The organism is Microbacterium sp. NPDC077184 (assembly GCF_040687055.1).
Taxonomy (GTDB): domain Bacteria; phylum Actinomycetota; class Actinomycetes; order Actinomycetales; family Microbacteriaceae; genus Microbacterium.
On record NZ_JBFBMM010000001.1, the window covers coordinates 799,902 to 813,322 of the forward strand.

The following is a 13,421-nucleotide window of genomic DNA, read 5'->3' on the forward strand; positions in this document are numbered from 1 at the left end:
ACCCTCAGCGGAGGGCGCGGAGGTAGCGGCGTCTCGCGACGACCTGGGCGACCCGCAGTAGCGGGAAGACCCACCTCCACCGTCCGCTCGGTGCAGGCGCGGTCAGCGATCGCACGGTGAAGACCACCTCGTCGCCCCGGCGGTGCACGACGAACGCCTCCTCGCCGTGCACCGGGTGGCCGGGGAGGGCGCGATAGGCGAACCCGACGCGAGTCGGCGTGTCGACCACCGCCACGACGCGGACCGGTTCGTGGACGCGGATGCCGAGCACCCGCGCCGTGATCGTCAGACGCATCCCGGCGCGGACGGGGGAGTCGTCATCGACCGTGAAGCCGCTCCGGGTCTTGACGACCCAGCGCCGCACGTCTCGCGACGCCCGGCGCCACAGGTCGTCGCCGGTGCCGAGCCGCGTGGTGACGTCGGCGCGGCGGAATCCCGGGACCCGCGCCGCGGGCCAGATGGCGATCTCGGGGCAGGTCGCCGCGTCCGCGCCGAGTCCCGGCACGCGGGTCACCGGTCGTCCTCGCTCTGGGGGGAGGCGGGGTTCAGGTCGGGGTGCGTGACGACGACGAGCGAGTACGGGTCGCCGTCGGCATCCGGCCCGCGCTCTGCGAACTCGGTGAGAAGCTCGTAGACGCGCTGGTCGAGCTCGGCCTTATGCGCGGCGTCGAGCTTCAGCCCGAGCCAGGAGAACTGGATGTCCTCCGGATCGAGCCCCTCGATCTGCTGCAGGAACGTTTCGACGAGCACGAGGCTTCCCCCGGGCATCGGCGTCCGCCATGACAGCCCCGTGGCGCGGTAGGGGATCTCGCGCGCGCCGCGAGCGCCTGTGCGGGACTCTTCGGCGGCGAGAAAGCCGGTCTGAGCGAGGGTCCGCACGTGGTGGAGCATCGTGCCGGGGTTCACGTCGAGCAGCGCGGCGAGTTCCTTGTTCGTCCGGCTCTCGAAACGGCAGAGGCGGAGCACGCGCAAGCGCAGCGGCGAGCTCAGCGCGCGCGAGCGCGCGAGGGATTCGGCATCCGGATCATCCGCGGCATCGTCCGTCACGGGGCCAGCCTAGCGCCGACTGATTGACATATCTCAATCAGTCGGACACACTGGCCAGCATGACCGAGACATCCCGCATCGATGAGCCCGATCCGGCGACCGTCGAGCGGCGTCGGGGTGGACTCTGGCGGGATCAAAACTTCCTCACGTTCTGGAGCGGCCAGTCGCTCGCGCAGTTCGGCTCGCAGATCACCGAGCTGGCGCTCCCCGTGCTCGCGGTGCTGGTGCTCGGCGCGACCGAGTGGGAGGTCGGCGTGTTGAACGCGGCCGGGGTCGCCGCTTTCCTCGTCATCGGTCTGCCGGCGGGTGCCTGGATCGACCGGATGCGCAAGCGCCACGTCATGATCGCCGCGGATGCCGTCCGCATCGTCGCGCTCGCGGCGATCCCGGTGCTGTGGGCGATCGGCGTCCTGCAGGTCTGGCACCTCGTGGTCATCGCGCTGGTCATCGGTGTCGCGACGGTGTTCTTCGACGTGTCGTACCAATCGGTCGTTCCGTCCCTCGTGCGCGCGACGGCGATCCCCGAAGCCAACGGCAAGCTCGAGGCCACGCACCAGCTCGCAGGCATCGCCGGCCCCGCGCTCGGCGGTTGGCTCGTCGGTGTGCTGACAGCGCCGTTCGCCGTCCTCGCCACGGCGGGGACCTACGGCGCCTCGCTCGTCGCGCTCCTTTTCACGAGGGACGACGAGGTCGTCGCGCCCCGCCACGAGCACGAACCGATCGTCCGCGCGATCGGCGTCGGCGTGCGCTGGGTGTTCGCCAACCCCTACCTCCGCCGCATCGTCGGGACGACCGCGGTGTCGAACTTCTTCAGCGTCATCACCTACACGATGCTGCCGATCTTCCTTCTCCGTGATCTGGGGCTCAGCCCCGCGAGCATGGGGGTCATCTTCTCCTTCGGTGCGGTGGGCGGCCTCATCGGTGCGATGGCGACGCCGCACCTTGTCCGATGGCTCGGCGAAGCCCGCACCATCCCGATCAGCTCGATCGGATTCTCCGTCGCGGGACTCTTCCTGCCGGCCGCCGCCCTCGTCCCCGAGATCGCCTTCGTCGTGCTCGTGGTGCAGTCCGCGGTCGGGATGTTCACGGTGCTCGTCTACAACATCGTGCAGGTGTCGTTCCGTCAGAGGATCACGCCGAAACCGCTGCTCGGCCGGATGAACGCCTCAATCCGCTTCTTCGTGTGGGGAGTGATGCCGATCGGCGCGCTGCTCGCCGGCGTGCTCGGCACCGCGTACGGGGCTGTGGCGACGATGTGGATCGGGGCCATCGGCGGGCTGTTGTCCGTGCTGTTCGTCGTCATCGGTCCGTTCTGGGGGCTGCGCGAGCTGCCGGGCGTCACTGCCGAAGACGAGGCGAAGGCCGAGACCTTGATCAAAGACTGAGGGAACTCTCATGCGGGGGAATGGACCCCGCCGTTTTCGCCGACTACCGTGGCCGATAGATCCGCATCGCGACCGCGCAGCCAGGCCTGTGCACCCGTCGAGACGGCCACCCGACTCCGGGCCGAGGTGACGGGTTCAGGTGCCCTCCGGGAGTCCGTGGTCCAGCCCCCCAGGACCATCGAGACCCGGAGGGCACCGCTTCCTCCGTGTGGGGGAGCGACGGTTCGCGGGTGTTGCGGTCGCGTCGTCGAGGCATTCGTTCAGCGGAGCGCCTCGAGGATCGCACGCTCTTCGGCGGCGGTGAGTCCCGAGCGGCGCTCCCGGTCGATCCCGCGACGGCGTTCGTCCGCCAGGGTGCGTTCGATCGTCTCGGCGAGCGGCCGGCGGCGACCACCCGTCTCGAGGAAACGGCGCCCGGACCGCTGCGCGAGCGCGGTATCCGCGCGAGGGAGCCACAGGGGCAGGGATCGAGGCCCGGCCCAGTACTGCACGTCGTGGGCGCGCAGGGTGTCGTCGTCCGCTTCGACACAATCGTCGGCGAACGACGCCGCATCCGCCACGCCGGCGAGCGCGGCGGCCATCGGGTGGACCTCGCCGACGGCGTTCACGGAGCCGCGGATGCCGTCGGTGGCGGCGCGGGCGAGCCAGGCGGCCAGGTCCGCCACGTCGATGACCTGCACGAATCGGTCCTGCGTGACCGGCAGGAGCGCAGGACCGCTCCGGCTGAAGCGCGCCGGCCAGTAGCCGAACCGGTCGCTCGGGTCACCGGGGCCGACGATGAGTCCGGGGCGGGCGATGAGTAGTCGCCCCTCCAGGCGGCGGCGGGTGGCGAGCTCGGCGGCGACCTTCGCGTCGGGGTACTGCGTCAGATCGGCGGGGGAGACGAGCGCGGCCGACTCGTCGGCGCCGGGTTCGTCGTTGCGCGCGTACACCGAGATCGTCGAGACGAGCGTCCAATGGGCGGTGCGGTCGGCGAGTGCGTCGAGGGCCGGTCCGACGAGGTCGGGCGCGGAGGAGAACTCGATGACCTCGTCCCACTCCCCGCGGAGTCGGTCGTACGCGCCGGGGGCGCTGCGGTCGGCCCGAATCAGGTGGGCGCCGTCCGGGACGCCGCCGGAAATCCCGCGGGCGAGGCAGGTCACGTCTGCGCCGCTGTCGATGAGGTGCCGGGCGGTCTCGCGACCCGCCCAGCCCGTACCGCCGAGGACGAGAACGCGTTGCATGGACCCAGTGTCGACGGTGTCGCGCCGGTGCTCCAGCCCTTACGCTCTCAGCATGACCACCCACCGCGTGCCCGCGCCACCCGCACCCGCCGCCGGCGGGACCGTCAAGGGGCCGGCCTCGTACTTTCCGAGCATCGAGAAGACCTATGGCCGTCCTGTCCAGGAGTGGCTCGACATCGCGGCCGACGGACTCGACACCCAGTCGCACATGGCGGTTGTCCAGGCGCTGAAGTCCGAGCACGGTCTCGGCCACGGGCACGCGAACGCGATCGTCGCCTACGCCAAGGCGAAGCTCGCATGATCCGCACCGCCGCCCGGTGGGCGCTGGCTTCGGCCATGGTGTTCGCCGGCATCAGTCACCTCACCTGGGCGCGCAAAGAGTTCCGGGCGCAGGTCCCGGATTTCGCCCGCGAGCTGATGGACGAAGACGGTGTCGTCGTCGCCTCCGGGGTGGTCGAGGTGATGCTCGGAGCATCGCTCGTCGCCCTGCCCGGATCGCGCCGGCGGATGGGCGCGATCCTCGCCGCCTTCTTCATCGCGATCTTCCCCGGCAACATCGAGCAGTGGCTCCGTCGCCGCGACGGGTTCGGTCTGGACACCGACCGCAAGCGCTTCTTCCGCCTGTTCTTCCAGCCCGTGCTCGTCGCATGGGCGCTCTGGTCGACACGGCGCTGACGGGCGTGCGGGGTGCGGCTTCGGCTCTGCCTCCCGTAGGTCGGATCTTCTCCACACGGCTCGATCCTCGCGGCGGACTGTCGTAGGTGTGTTCTAGTCTGTGATCATCGAAAACTGATCGAGACGAGAAGCCATGAACGAGACTCCGGAGCCGGTGGGCGACAACGATGATCGTGATGCGGTGGCGCGGAAGACGGCGGCGTTCGTGGACGAGATCATGGAGGCTCGTCGCGTGGTTGCGGAGGGTCAGGCGCGCGAGGCCGCGGCAATGGCCGAGGCGTATGCGTTCACGCAGGAGCAGACCGCACGCCTCGGATCGACAACGGCCAAGGCGCGGGAGATGCCTTTGCGGGCGATGGCGGCGGAGATCGGTGCCGCGACCCGGGTGAACGACAGCACGGTGCAGAACCGGCTCTTCGAGTGCCACCGGTTGGTGACGGAGTACGCCCCGACGTTCGAGGCGTGGCGGGCGGGGCAGGTGTCGCAGGCGCACACGAAGGTGATCGTGGAGTTCGGTGCCGACCTGCCGGACCCGGAGGCGCGGGCGGCGTATGAGAAGGATGTCCTGGATTACGCGGTGAAGACTGCGACGGGCCGGTTGCGTCCGTATGCGCAGCAGGTGGCGGACAAGCTCAACCCGCGGACGGTGCAGGAGCGGCACGAGGTCGCGGCGTGCACGCAGCGGGTGTTCGTCGAGGACCTCCCCGATGGGATGTCGATGCTGGGAACGATCGCGCCCTCCACCTATGTTCACGGGGCGTACGACCGTGCGACGCAGGTGGCGCGTGAGATCAAAGCGGCCGACCTCCGGGCCCGACGGGAGTACGCCGGGCGGCAGGCGCGCGGGGAGGAGGTCGAAGAGCCGTGGTTCGATGACCGCACGCTGGATCAGATCCGCGCGGATGTGGTGATGGACATGCTCCTGACCGCTGCCCCCACCGTCGATCCCACCGGGGGTGGGCTCGCGGCGATCCGCGGGAGCGTGCAGGTCAGCATCCCCGCCACCACCCTCGCCGGCACCACCTCGGGTGGGGCGGAGCTCAACGGGAAGTGCGCGATCGACCCCGCCACGGTGCGGATCCTCACCGGGAATGCTCCCGGGTTCGACCGGGTGTTCCTCCACCCCGTCACCGCGGAAGTGCTCACCACGGACCGGTATACCCCGACGGCGGGGATCAAGCGATTCCTGCAGGCCCGGTACGTGCGATGCGCGTTCCCCGGCTGCCGTCGACCCGCGATGCGCTCCGAGATCGATCACCACCAGGAGTACGCGAACGGCGGGAAGACCGAGGGCGACAATCTCGGCCCGTGCTGCACCCGACACCACGTGACCCGCCATGCCGCGGGATGGACCGTCGAGCAACTCCCCGGCGGCAGACTCCGATTCACCGCGCCCTCGGGGGCGGTCTACATCGAGGACCCACCACCCCGAGTGATGTTCATCCCGGATCCTGAGCCCGAACCCGAACCCGAACCGGCGCGGTCGATGGGGTCCCCACCGTTCTGAGAATTCGCGGGGCTGCCGGTGAGGTGGTCAGCGGGCGACCGACACGGTCACCGTGAACTTCGCGTTGCGCGCCACCTGGCGCGTGGGTCCGACCGTGCGCTCGAGCGTGCCGCGATAGTTCAGCGGCGAGTTCCACACCGTCCACAGCTCGCCGCCGGGGCGGAGGACGCGTCGCGCCTCGCGGAAGAAGCGTGGCGCGAGGGTCGACGTCACGGCGGCATCACTGTGGAACGGCGGATTCAGGGCGATCAACCCGGCACTCCCGTCGGGTTGCATCGCGAGCAGGTCGTCGCGCACCACGCGAACTCGATCGCCCACGCCGTTGGCTTCCGCCGTCGCGCGTGCCGACGCCACCGCCACCGCGGACTGATCCGTGGCGATCACCGTGAGCTCCGGATGCCGACGGGCGAGCTCGGCGCCCACGACACCCGTGCCGCACGCGAAGTCGATGACGACGCCGTGGCTCGGCATCCGCTCGGGAAGATGTGCGAGCAGCAGCCGCGTCCCGATGTCGATCGTCGCGCCCGCGAACGCCCCGCCGAATGCGCAGACCACGAGCCCGTCCACGTCCGCGCGGGCGGGCACGGGATCGGCGCCGTCGCGCGGATCCGACGCGCGCAGCACGCGCGACTTCTGCCGCGCCAGAGACGCCTCGACGACACCGAACCGCCGCCCGAGCACGTCGTTCATCGACCGCGACATGTGCTTCAGACGCCCGCCGGCGAACACCCGCACGCCGGGCGCGGCGTGCCGCGCGATGAGTCCGGCCTGATCGGCGAGCGCATCCAACGACCGGGGGAGGCGCAGCAGGACGACCTCGGCGTCGCGCAGGAGCTCCGGTGACAGCGGCAGGCTCGTGAACGTCCCGACCCGTCCGACGCCCTCGGCGTTCCGCTCCAGCGCCCGCTCGCCGCTCAACGCGTCCTGATGCACCCGGATGCCGCGCGCCCCGGCATCCGCCGCGCCCAGCGTCATCGCGCCGTGGGTGTCGCCGATGACGACGACCCGCCCCGGCCGCGCCGTTGCCCGCGCGTCGGCGGACTCATCGAGGATCAGCCGATCCGCGGCATCCACCGCCACGAGACCCGGGCCCTCGACGTCGGGTGCGCGACGCAGGGCGTCGAAGGAGAAGGTCACCGCTCCACGGTAGTGCGCGGAACGGCGGGCGCACGCGGCGGACGTAGGCTGGTCGGGCACCCGAGTGGAGGAGACCCGTGTTCCGCGCGCCCCTGAACCTGTTCCGCGTCCTCGCCGTCGCCGAAGCGATCTCGTGGACCCTGCTGATCGCCGGTCTGATCCTCCGGGCGACGGCCGACCTCGCGATCGCGGTGACGATCGGCGGCGGCATCCACGGCTTCGTCTTCCTCTCCTACGGGGCCACCGCGATCCTCGTGGCGAAGAACCAGCGGTGGGGTGCGGGCCCGACGGTCGTCGCCGTCGCGAGCGCCGTCATCCCCTACGCGACGATCCCCACCGAGATCTGGCTGCACCGCAGCGGTCGCCTGAACGGCCCCTGGCGCCTCGAGCGCACCGACGACCCGCGCGACGGCGCATGGCACGACCGGCTGATGCGCTGGTTCCTCGCGCGCCCGTGGGTGCTCGCGCTGCTCATCGCCGTCGCCGTCGTCGGCCTTTACGTCGCCCTGCTCATCATCGGTCCGCCCGGCGGCCGGGACTGAGCACGGTCCGCACCCGGAGCACCCATCCACCGTCGACGAAGAGAAACACGGCGACACGGAATTTCTGAGCGCCGCGCGGCATTTGGTTACCTGTGATGGTGAGCGACACGACGACCGAGACGGCCCACGCGCAGTGGATCCGTGACCGCCGAGAGACCGTGACGGGCCCCACGGGCGCCCTGTCGCTGGTGCTCACGCACTGGTCGGTCGCGGGCGATCCGCCGGTCGCCGAGGACGTCGCCCGCGAGGGCCACCCCGCCGACGCCGTCTTCACGCGGCTCCGCCGCACCGACCTCGACACCGGCGCCCCGCAGGAGGGCTACCGCATCTGGCGTCAGGACTCGCCGGCCCAGCAGGCGTTCGAGGAGATCGTCACCGCCCCCTACGACCCCGCGTGGGTGCTCGAGGGACGCTTCGAACTCGTCGACGAGGACCGCGTCGTCCCCTTCGAGCACATCAAGGATGCCGGGGCCACCCGCTCGCTCCCCGTCTCGGGCGACCTGATCTTCACCGTCGACGGCACCGAATACCGGCTCGCCGCGTTCGACACCACCCACGACGGCCACGCGACCCTGCAGCTCGTCTTCGGCGACACCACCAACGGCGCGGAGTCTTACGGCGCCGGTCGGTTCCTGTTCCTCGATCACCCCGGCGCGGCGACGCCGCTCCGCCCCGGCGACAGCATCCCGATCACCGTCGATTTCAACCGCGCCACGGTCCCGCCGTGCGGATTCTCCAACCAGATGAACTGTCCGCTCCCGCCGCTGCAGAACCGCCTCCCGTTCGCGGTCCGCGCCGGAGAGCTGCGCGTGCGCTACGCCGACGGCTTCGCCCTCTGACCCTCCCTCCCGACCTCCCCCCACCCCCACAGAAGGACCCTGACGTGACCGCACGCCATCGTCGTACCCGCCTGCTCGCCTCCGCCGCCAGCCTCGCTGTCGGTGCTCTCGTCCTCGCCGGCTGCGCGGGTGGCGGGGCCGCTTCCTCCTCCGCCTCCGGTGAGGCCGACCCGCAGGCGGAGGTCATCGTCGGCTCGCAGAACGAGCCCACCAATCTCGACCAGATCTTCGGTGGCAGCTCCGGCGTCACCGAGGTCTTCACCGGCAACGTCTACGAGGGTCTGTTCCGGATCACCGACGACGCCGCCGTCGAGCCCCTCCTGGCGACCGAGACCGAGGTGTCCGAGGACGGCCTCGTCTACACCTTCACCCTGCAGCCGGACGCGACCTTCCACTCCGGTGACCCGGTGGATGCCGAGGCGGTGAAGTACAGCCTCGAGCGCTTCGTGAGCGAGGGGTCGATCGCCGCGCGCAAGCGCCAGCTGAGCGTCATCGACAACGTCGAGGTGATCGACGACCGCACGGTCGCCGTCACCCTCAGCCAGCCCTCGATCAGCTTCACCTACAACCTCGGCTACGTCTGGATCGTGAACCCCGCGGCCGGAGACCTCACCTCCGCCGCGGACGGCAGCGGCCCCTACGCCCTCGCCGACTACCGCAAGGGCGACTCGATCGCCCTCGAGGTCAACGAGGACTATTGGGGCGAGGCGCCCGCCAACGGCGGCGTCGTCTACCAGTACTACGCCGACCCCACCGCACTGAACAACGCGCTGCTGACGAACGCGGTCGACCTCGTCACGAGCCAGTCCAACCCCGACAGCCTGGCCGAATTCGAAGCCGCGGGCTTCGAGATCATCGAGGGCACCTCCACGACCAAGGAGCTCCTCGCCTTCAACGACCGGATCGCACCGTTCGACGACATCCAGGTCCGGAAGGCGATCTCCTCCGCGATCAACCGCGAACAGCTCCTCGACGCGATCTGGGACGGCCGCGGTCAGCTCATCGGATCGATGGTGCCCCCGTCGGAGCCCTGGTACCTCGACCTCGCCGACAACAACCCGTACGACCCGGCGCTGAGCGAGGAGTTGCTCGCGGATGCCGGCTACGCCGACGGGTTCTCCTTCACCCTGGACACCCCCGACTCGGGCGTGCACTCCACGGTGGCGGAGTTCGTCAAGACGGAGCTGGCGAAGGTCGGCATCACGGTCGACATCAACATCATCACCGATGACGAGTGGTACCAGAAGGTGTACACCGACACCGACTTCGAGGCGACCCTCCAGGGGCACGTCAACGACCGCGACATCAACTTCTACGGCAACCCCGACTTCTACTGGGGCTACGACAACGCCGACGTGCAGACCTGGCTCGCCGACTCGGAGGCCGCCTCCACGGTCGAGGAGCAGACGGAGCTGGTGAAGCTGGCGAACCAGCAGGTCTCCGACGACGCGGCCAGCGTCTGGCTGTACCTCAACCCCCAGTTGCGGGTCGCTGCCCCCGGTATCAGCGGAGTCCCCGAGAACGGCCTGAACTCGCTGTTCTACGTCTACGACATCGAGAAGGCGGCGTCATAGGCGCGTATCTGATCCGACGGACAGGATTGTTGCTGCTGGCGTTCGCGCTGGCCGCGACAATCCTGTTCGTCGTGCTGCGCGTGCTCGGCAACCCCGTGTTCGCGCTGATCTCCGTCGGCGCCACCGAGGCCGACATCGCCGCCGCGGCGGCGCGCCTGGGCGTGGATCGCCCGCTGTACGTGCAGTTCGGCGACTACCTCGCCCAGCTGGCGACGCTCGACCTGGGGCAGTCCTTCACCAACCGGCTCGACGTCGGCGACGAGATCGCCCGCCGACTGAATGTCACCCTGCCGCTCACCCTCATCTCCTTCGCCCTCGCGGTCGTGATCGCGGTGCCCGTGGGCTTCTTCGCCGCCTGGAAGTCGCGCACCTGGTACGGCGCGACCTTCTCCGCGCTGTCGCAGCTGGGCGGCGCGATCCCGGCCTTCTGGGTCGGCATCCTGCTCGTCTCCGTGCTCTCGCTCGGATGGCGTGTCTTCCCCGCCGGCGGTTTCCCCCGCACCGATTGGGAGGATCCGGGGGCCGCGCTGTACTCGCTCACCCTGCCGGTGCTGGCGATCGCGATCGTGGCCGGCAGCGACCTGGCCCGGTACGTCCGCAGTGCGACGCTCGACATCCTCGGGCAGCAGTACATGCGCGCGGCCCGCGCGAGCGGCCAGAGCTTCGCCACGGCCCTGTGGCGCCACGGCGTGCGCAACGCCGTGGTCCCGGTGATCTCGATCCTCGCCATCATGCTCTCGACGACCTTCGTCGGGGCGGTCGTCATCGAGCGGGTCTTCGCCCTCCCCGGACTCGGCGACATGCTGCTCGTGGCGATCCGCGAGCAGGACTTCCCGAGCATCCAGGGGATCCTCCTCTTCTCCACCGCACTCGTGCTGCTGTTCGGCTTCGCCGCCGACATCCTCCAGCGCCTCATCGATCCGCGACTGCGCGACACCCTGTCCGGCAACCGACGCGCGAGGGCCGCCGCATGACCGCGACCGACCTTCCGGCCACCCGTGTCGCGCCCGCCGCGCGCCGCTCGTCACGGCGTCGCTCGCTGAACCTCCTCGTGGGCGCGATCCTGTTCGGCACGATCCTCGTGATCGCGCTCGTCTCGCTCGTCTGGACGCCGTTCCCGCTGGAAGACACCACCGGCGGACGCCTGTCCCCACCCTCCTTGCAGAACTGGGCGGGCACCGACCGGCTCGGGCGCGACCTCTTCTCGCAGCTCATGGTGGGGGCGCGCCTGGCGATGCTCGTCGGCTTCGGGTCGGTCCTCATCGCCGCACTCCTCGGCATCACACTGGGCCTGCTCGCCGCGACCGCGGGCCGGTGGGTCGACGACGCCCTGTCCAGCCTCCTCGACATCGCGATCGCCTTCCCGACCCTGTTGCTGGCGATGCTGATCGTCGCGTGGCGAGGCGCCTCGCTCGAATCCGCCACCCTCGCGATCGGTCTGGCGGGGTCGGCCGTCATCGCCCGACTCACCCGGGTGACGGCCACGCGCGTCCTCGCACAGGACTTCATCACCGCGTCGCGCACCTCCGGGACCGGCAGCTTCCGTATCCTCTTCCTCCACGTCCTCCCGAACGTCTGGCCGACCCTCGTCGTCCCGCTCGCCCTGCAGTTCGGCGGCGCGGTCGTCGCGGAGGCGTCGCTGTCCTACCTCGGGCTCGGCTCCCCACCGCCGAACGCGTCCTGGGGGCGGATGCTGCAGGAGGCGCAGAGCACCGTGCTCGTCGCTCCCACTGCGGCGATCCTCCCCGGCATCCTCCTGGTGGCCACGATCATCGGCATGAACCTTCTCGCCGACGGTCTGCGGGACATCGCCGATCCGACGACGCGGAGCATCCGATGAGCGCGCTGCTGCAGGTCCGCGACCTCGGGATCGCGCTCACCGAGCCGGAGCCGCGCGACCTCGTGGCGGAGGTCTCGTTCGAGGTGGCCCCCGGTGAGCGCCTCGGCATCATCGGAGAATCGGGGTCCGGGAAGTCGCTGACGGCGCTGGCGATCCTCGGCCTCCTCGCGCACCCCCTCGCGGCGCGGGGCGAGATCGTCCTGGACACCCCCGACGGATCGGTGGATGCCGTGACCGCGCGTTCCCGGCGGATGGACGCCGTCCGCGGCAGCGTCGTCAGCGCGGTGTTCCAAGAGCCGCTCGCCGCCCTCGACCCCCTCATGCGGGTGGGCGCGCAGATCGCGTGGCCGCTCCGTCGTCACCGGGGACTCCGCGGAGATCGGCTGCGCAGAGCGGTCCTCGACGCCCTCGCCGACGTCGCCCTGCCGAACCCGGAGCGGATCGCGCGGTCGTACATCCACGAGATCTCCGGCGGCCAGCGCCAGCGCGTCGCGATCGCGATCGCCCTCGCCGGCGACCCCGCCCTCCTCATCGCCGACGAGCCGACGACGGCGCTCGACGTGACGGTGCAGGCCGGGGTGCTCGACCTGCTGCAGCGGGAGGTCACCGAGCGGGGGATGTCGCTCGTCTTCATCAGTCACGATCTCCCGATCGTCTCCGAGATCTCCGACCGCGTGCTCGTCCTCCGGCACGGCCGGCAGATCGAGCTCGCACCCACGCGGCAGCTGCTGATGACGCCGGCCGCGGAGTACACCCGGAGCCTCGTGGTGGCCTCCAGGAACCTCGACGCCTTCCTCCCCCGGGAGACCGGACGCCACCGATCCCGAGGGGACGACACGTGAGCGCACTCCTGCACGCCCGAGACGTCTCGTTCTCGTACCGCAAAGGGGCGCCCGTCCTCGACGGCGTCGACCTCGCGCTCGCCCCGGGGGAGACCGTCGGACTCGTCGGGGAGTCCGGCGCCGGCAAGACCACGCTGCTGCGCCTCCTCCTCGGACTCGACGCGCCGAGCGAGGGCGAGGTGCTGTTCGAGGGTGCCGCCCTCCGGCGGCGGGACCGTGCCACGATGCGACGCTTCCGACGTGCCGTTCAGCCGGTCTACCAGGACCCGTTCTCGTCCCTCGATCCGCGGATGACCGTCGGCGCCTCCCTCGCCGAACCTCTCCGCTCGCTCGACATCCCGGGCGACGCCCGGACCCGGGCGGCCCGGATCGCCGAGCTGCTGACGGCGGTGGATCTCCCCGCCGACGCTGCGACGCGGCATCCGGAGGCGTTCTCGGGTGGGCAGCGGCAACGCATCGCCATCGCCCGGGCGCTCGCCCCCGAGCCGCGGCTGCTCCTGGCCGATGAGCCGGTCAGTGCGCTCGACACCTCCGTGCGGATGCGGGTCATCGAGCTGCTGCGCGGCCTCGTCGCCGAGCGGGGGATCGGTCTGCTGATCGTCTCGCACGACCTCACGATCATCGCGGCGCTGTGTCAGCGGATGGTCGTGCTCGAGGGCGGCCGCATCGTCGAGGCGGGGGAGACGGCATCCGTGCTCACCGCCCCGCAGCACCCGTACACGCGGCGGCTCCTCTCGGCTGTGCCGCGACTGCCCGCCTGAGCGGCGCGGATCCGGCTGATCCGGTCGATCCGAACGGGTCGTGACGTCC

At 70.7% G+C, this 13,421-nt stretch carries 15 protein-coding genes; 11 read left to right on the forward strand and 4 right to left on the reverse strand.

Annotated features, from left to right (window positions below; all coding sequences use genetic code 11):
• Positions 1-4 precede the first annotated feature (4 nt).
• Together AB0O93_RS03840 and AB0O93_RS03845 are read right to left on the reverse strand one after the other, a co-directional pair.
• Positions 5-514: a DUF1990 family protein gene (locus AB0O93_RS03840; protein ID WP_363340666.1), complete on the reverse strand. Its 510-nt coding sequence runs from the start codon at positions 512-514 to the stop codon at positions 5-7.
• Positions 511-1,047: a helix-turn-helix domain-containing protein gene (locus tag AB0O93_RS03845; RefSeq protein ID WP_363340668.1), complete on the reverse strand. Its 537-nt coding sequence runs from the start codon at positions 1,045-1,047 to the stop codon at positions 511-513. Before AB0O93_RS03845 ends, AB0O93_RS03840 begins: the two co-directional genes overlap by 4 nt.
• 59 nt (positions 1,048-1,106) lie before the next feature.
• On the opposite strand from AB0O93_RS03845, the gene AB0O93_RS03850 reads away from it, so the two are divergent.
• Complete coding sequence (locus AB0O93_RS03850; protein ID WP_363340670.1) at positions 1,107-2,432, forward strand: MFS transporter; 1,326 nt, start codon at positions 1,107-1,109, stop codon at positions 2,430-2,432.
• Positions 2,433-2,692: 260 nt separating this feature from the next.
• On the opposite strand, the gene AB0O93_RS03855 is transcribed toward AB0O93_RS03850, so the two are convergent.
• Positions 2,693-3,655: an NAD-dependent epimerase/dehydratase family protein gene (locus AB0O93_RS03855; RefSeq protein WP_363340672.1), complete on the reverse strand. Its 963-nt coding sequence runs from the start codon at positions 3,653-3,655 to the stop codon at positions 2,693-2,695.
• 52 nt (positions 3,656-3,707) lie between these two features.
• On the opposite strand from AB0O93_RS03855, the gene AB0O93_RS03860 reads away from it, so the two are divergent.
• The 3 genes from AB0O93_RS03860 to AB0O93_RS03870 all read left to right on the forward strand — a co-directional run bounded on the left by AB0O93_RS03860 (position 3,708) and on the right by AB0O93_RS03870 (position 5,837).
• Positions 3,708-3,956, forward strand: coding sequence for a DUF4287 domain-containing protein (locus AB0O93_RS03860; RefSeq protein ID WP_363340674.1), 249 nt, complete (start codon positions 3,708-3,710; stop codon positions 3,954-3,956).
• A complete protein-coding gene (locus tag AB0O93_RS03865) occupies positions 3,956-4,330 on the forward strand; it encodes a hypothetical protein (RefSeq protein ID WP_363341000.1) in 375 nt (124 codons plus the stop codon). The genes AB0O93_RS03860 and AB0O93_RS03865 overlap by 1 nt, the downstream gene beginning before the upstream one ends.
• A gap of 133 nt (positions 4,331-4,463) precedes the next feature.
• A complete protein-coding gene (locus AB0O93_RS03870) occupies positions 4,464-5,837 on the forward strand; it encodes a DUF222 domain-containing protein (protein ID WP_363340676.1) in 1,374 nt (457 codons plus the stop codon).
• 27 nt (positions 5,838-5,864) lie between these two features.
• On the opposite strand, the gene AB0O93_RS03875 is transcribed toward AB0O93_RS03870, so the two are convergent.
• On the reverse strand, positions 5,865-6,974 hold the full coding sequence (locus tag AB0O93_RS03875; RefSeq protein ID WP_363340677.1) for a methyltransferase: 1,110 nt from the start codon (positions 6,972-6,974) through the stop codon (positions 5,865-5,867).
• Between the two features lie 77 nt (positions 6,975-7,051).
• On the opposite strand from AB0O93_RS03875, the gene AB0O93_RS03880 reads away from it, so the two are divergent.
• From AB0O93_RS03880 to AB0O93_RS03910, 7 genes are all read left to right on the forward strand, one after another.
• Positions 7,052-7,516, forward strand: coding sequence for a DUF3817 domain-containing protein (locus AB0O93_RS03880; protein WP_363340679.1), 465 nt, complete (start codon positions 7,052-7,054; stop codon positions 7,514-7,516).
• Between the two features lie 98 nt (positions 7,517-7,614).
• Positions 7,615-8,355, forward strand: a complete 741-nt coding sequence (locus tag AB0O93_RS03885; RefSeq protein ID WP_363340682.1) for a DUF1684 domain-containing protein — start codon at positions 7,615-7,617, stop codon at positions 8,353-8,355.
• Positions 8,356-8,399: 44 nt separating this feature from the next.
• Positions 8,400-9,929, forward strand: a complete 1,530-nt coding sequence (locus AB0O93_RS03890) for an ABC transporter substrate-binding protein (RefSeq protein WP_363340684.1) — start codon at positions 8,400-8,402, stop codon at positions 9,927-9,929.
• A gap of 29 nt (positions 9,930-9,958) precedes the next feature.
• Positions 9,959-10,903 carry an ABC transporter permease gene (locus tag AB0O93_RS03895; RefSeq protein WP_231718044.1) on the forward strand — a complete coding sequence of 315 codons (945 nt, stop codon included), beginning with the start codon at positions 9,959-9,961 and terminating at the stop codon, positions 10,901-10,903.
• Complete coding sequence (locus AB0O93_RS03900) at positions 10,900-11,769, forward strand: ABC transporter permease (protein WP_363340686.1); 870 nt, start codon at positions 10,900-10,902, stop codon at positions 11,767-11,769. The genes AB0O93_RS03895 and AB0O93_RS03900 overlap by 4 nt, the downstream gene beginning before the upstream one ends.
• Positions 11,766-12,611 carry an ABC transporter ATP-binding protein gene (locus tag AB0O93_RS03905; RefSeq protein WP_363340688.1) on the forward strand — a complete coding sequence of 282 codons (846 nt, stop codon included), beginning with the start codon at positions 11,766-11,768 and terminating at the stop codon, positions 12,609-12,611. Before AB0O93_RS03900 ends, AB0O93_RS03905 begins: the two co-directional genes overlap by 4 nt.
• On the forward strand, positions 12,608-13,372 hold the full coding sequence (locus AB0O93_RS03910; protein ID WP_363340690.1) for an ABC transporter ATP-binding protein: 765 nt from the start codon (positions 12,608-12,610) through the stop codon (positions 13,370-13,372). The genes AB0O93_RS03905 and AB0O93_RS03910 overlap by 4 nt, the downstream gene beginning before the upstream one ends.
• Positions 13,373-13,421 lie beyond the last annotated feature (49 nt).

What these genes read in the sequence shown, in the direction of transcription:
- AB0O93_RS03850 (WP_363340670.1), top strand. Translation starts at nt 1,107, where the DNA reads ATGACCGAGACATCCCGCATCGATGAGCCCGATCCGGCGACCGTCGAG.
- AB0O93_RS03855 (WP_363340672.1), bottom strand. Translation starts at nt 3,655, where the DNA reads ATGCAACGCGTTCTCGTCCTCGGCGGTACGGGCTGGGCGGGTCGCGAG.
- AB0O93_RS03860 (WP_363340674.1), top strand. Translation starts at nt 3,708, where the DNA reads ATGACCACCCACCGCGTGCCCGCGCCACCCGCACCCGCCGCCGGCGGG.
- AB0O93_RS03870 (WP_363340676.1), top strand. Translation starts at nt 4,464, where the DNA reads ATGAACGAGACTCCGGAGCCGGTGGGCGACAACGATGATCGTGATGCG.
- AB0O93_RS03900 (WP_363340686.1), top strand. Translation starts at nt 10,900, where the DNA reads ATGACCGCGACCGACCTTCCGGCCACCCGTGTCGCGCCCGCCGCGCGC.
- AB0O93_RS03905 (WP_363340688.1), top strand. Translation starts at nt 11,766, where the DNA reads ATGAGCGCGCTGCTGCAGGTCCGCGACCTCGGGATCGCGCTCACCGAG.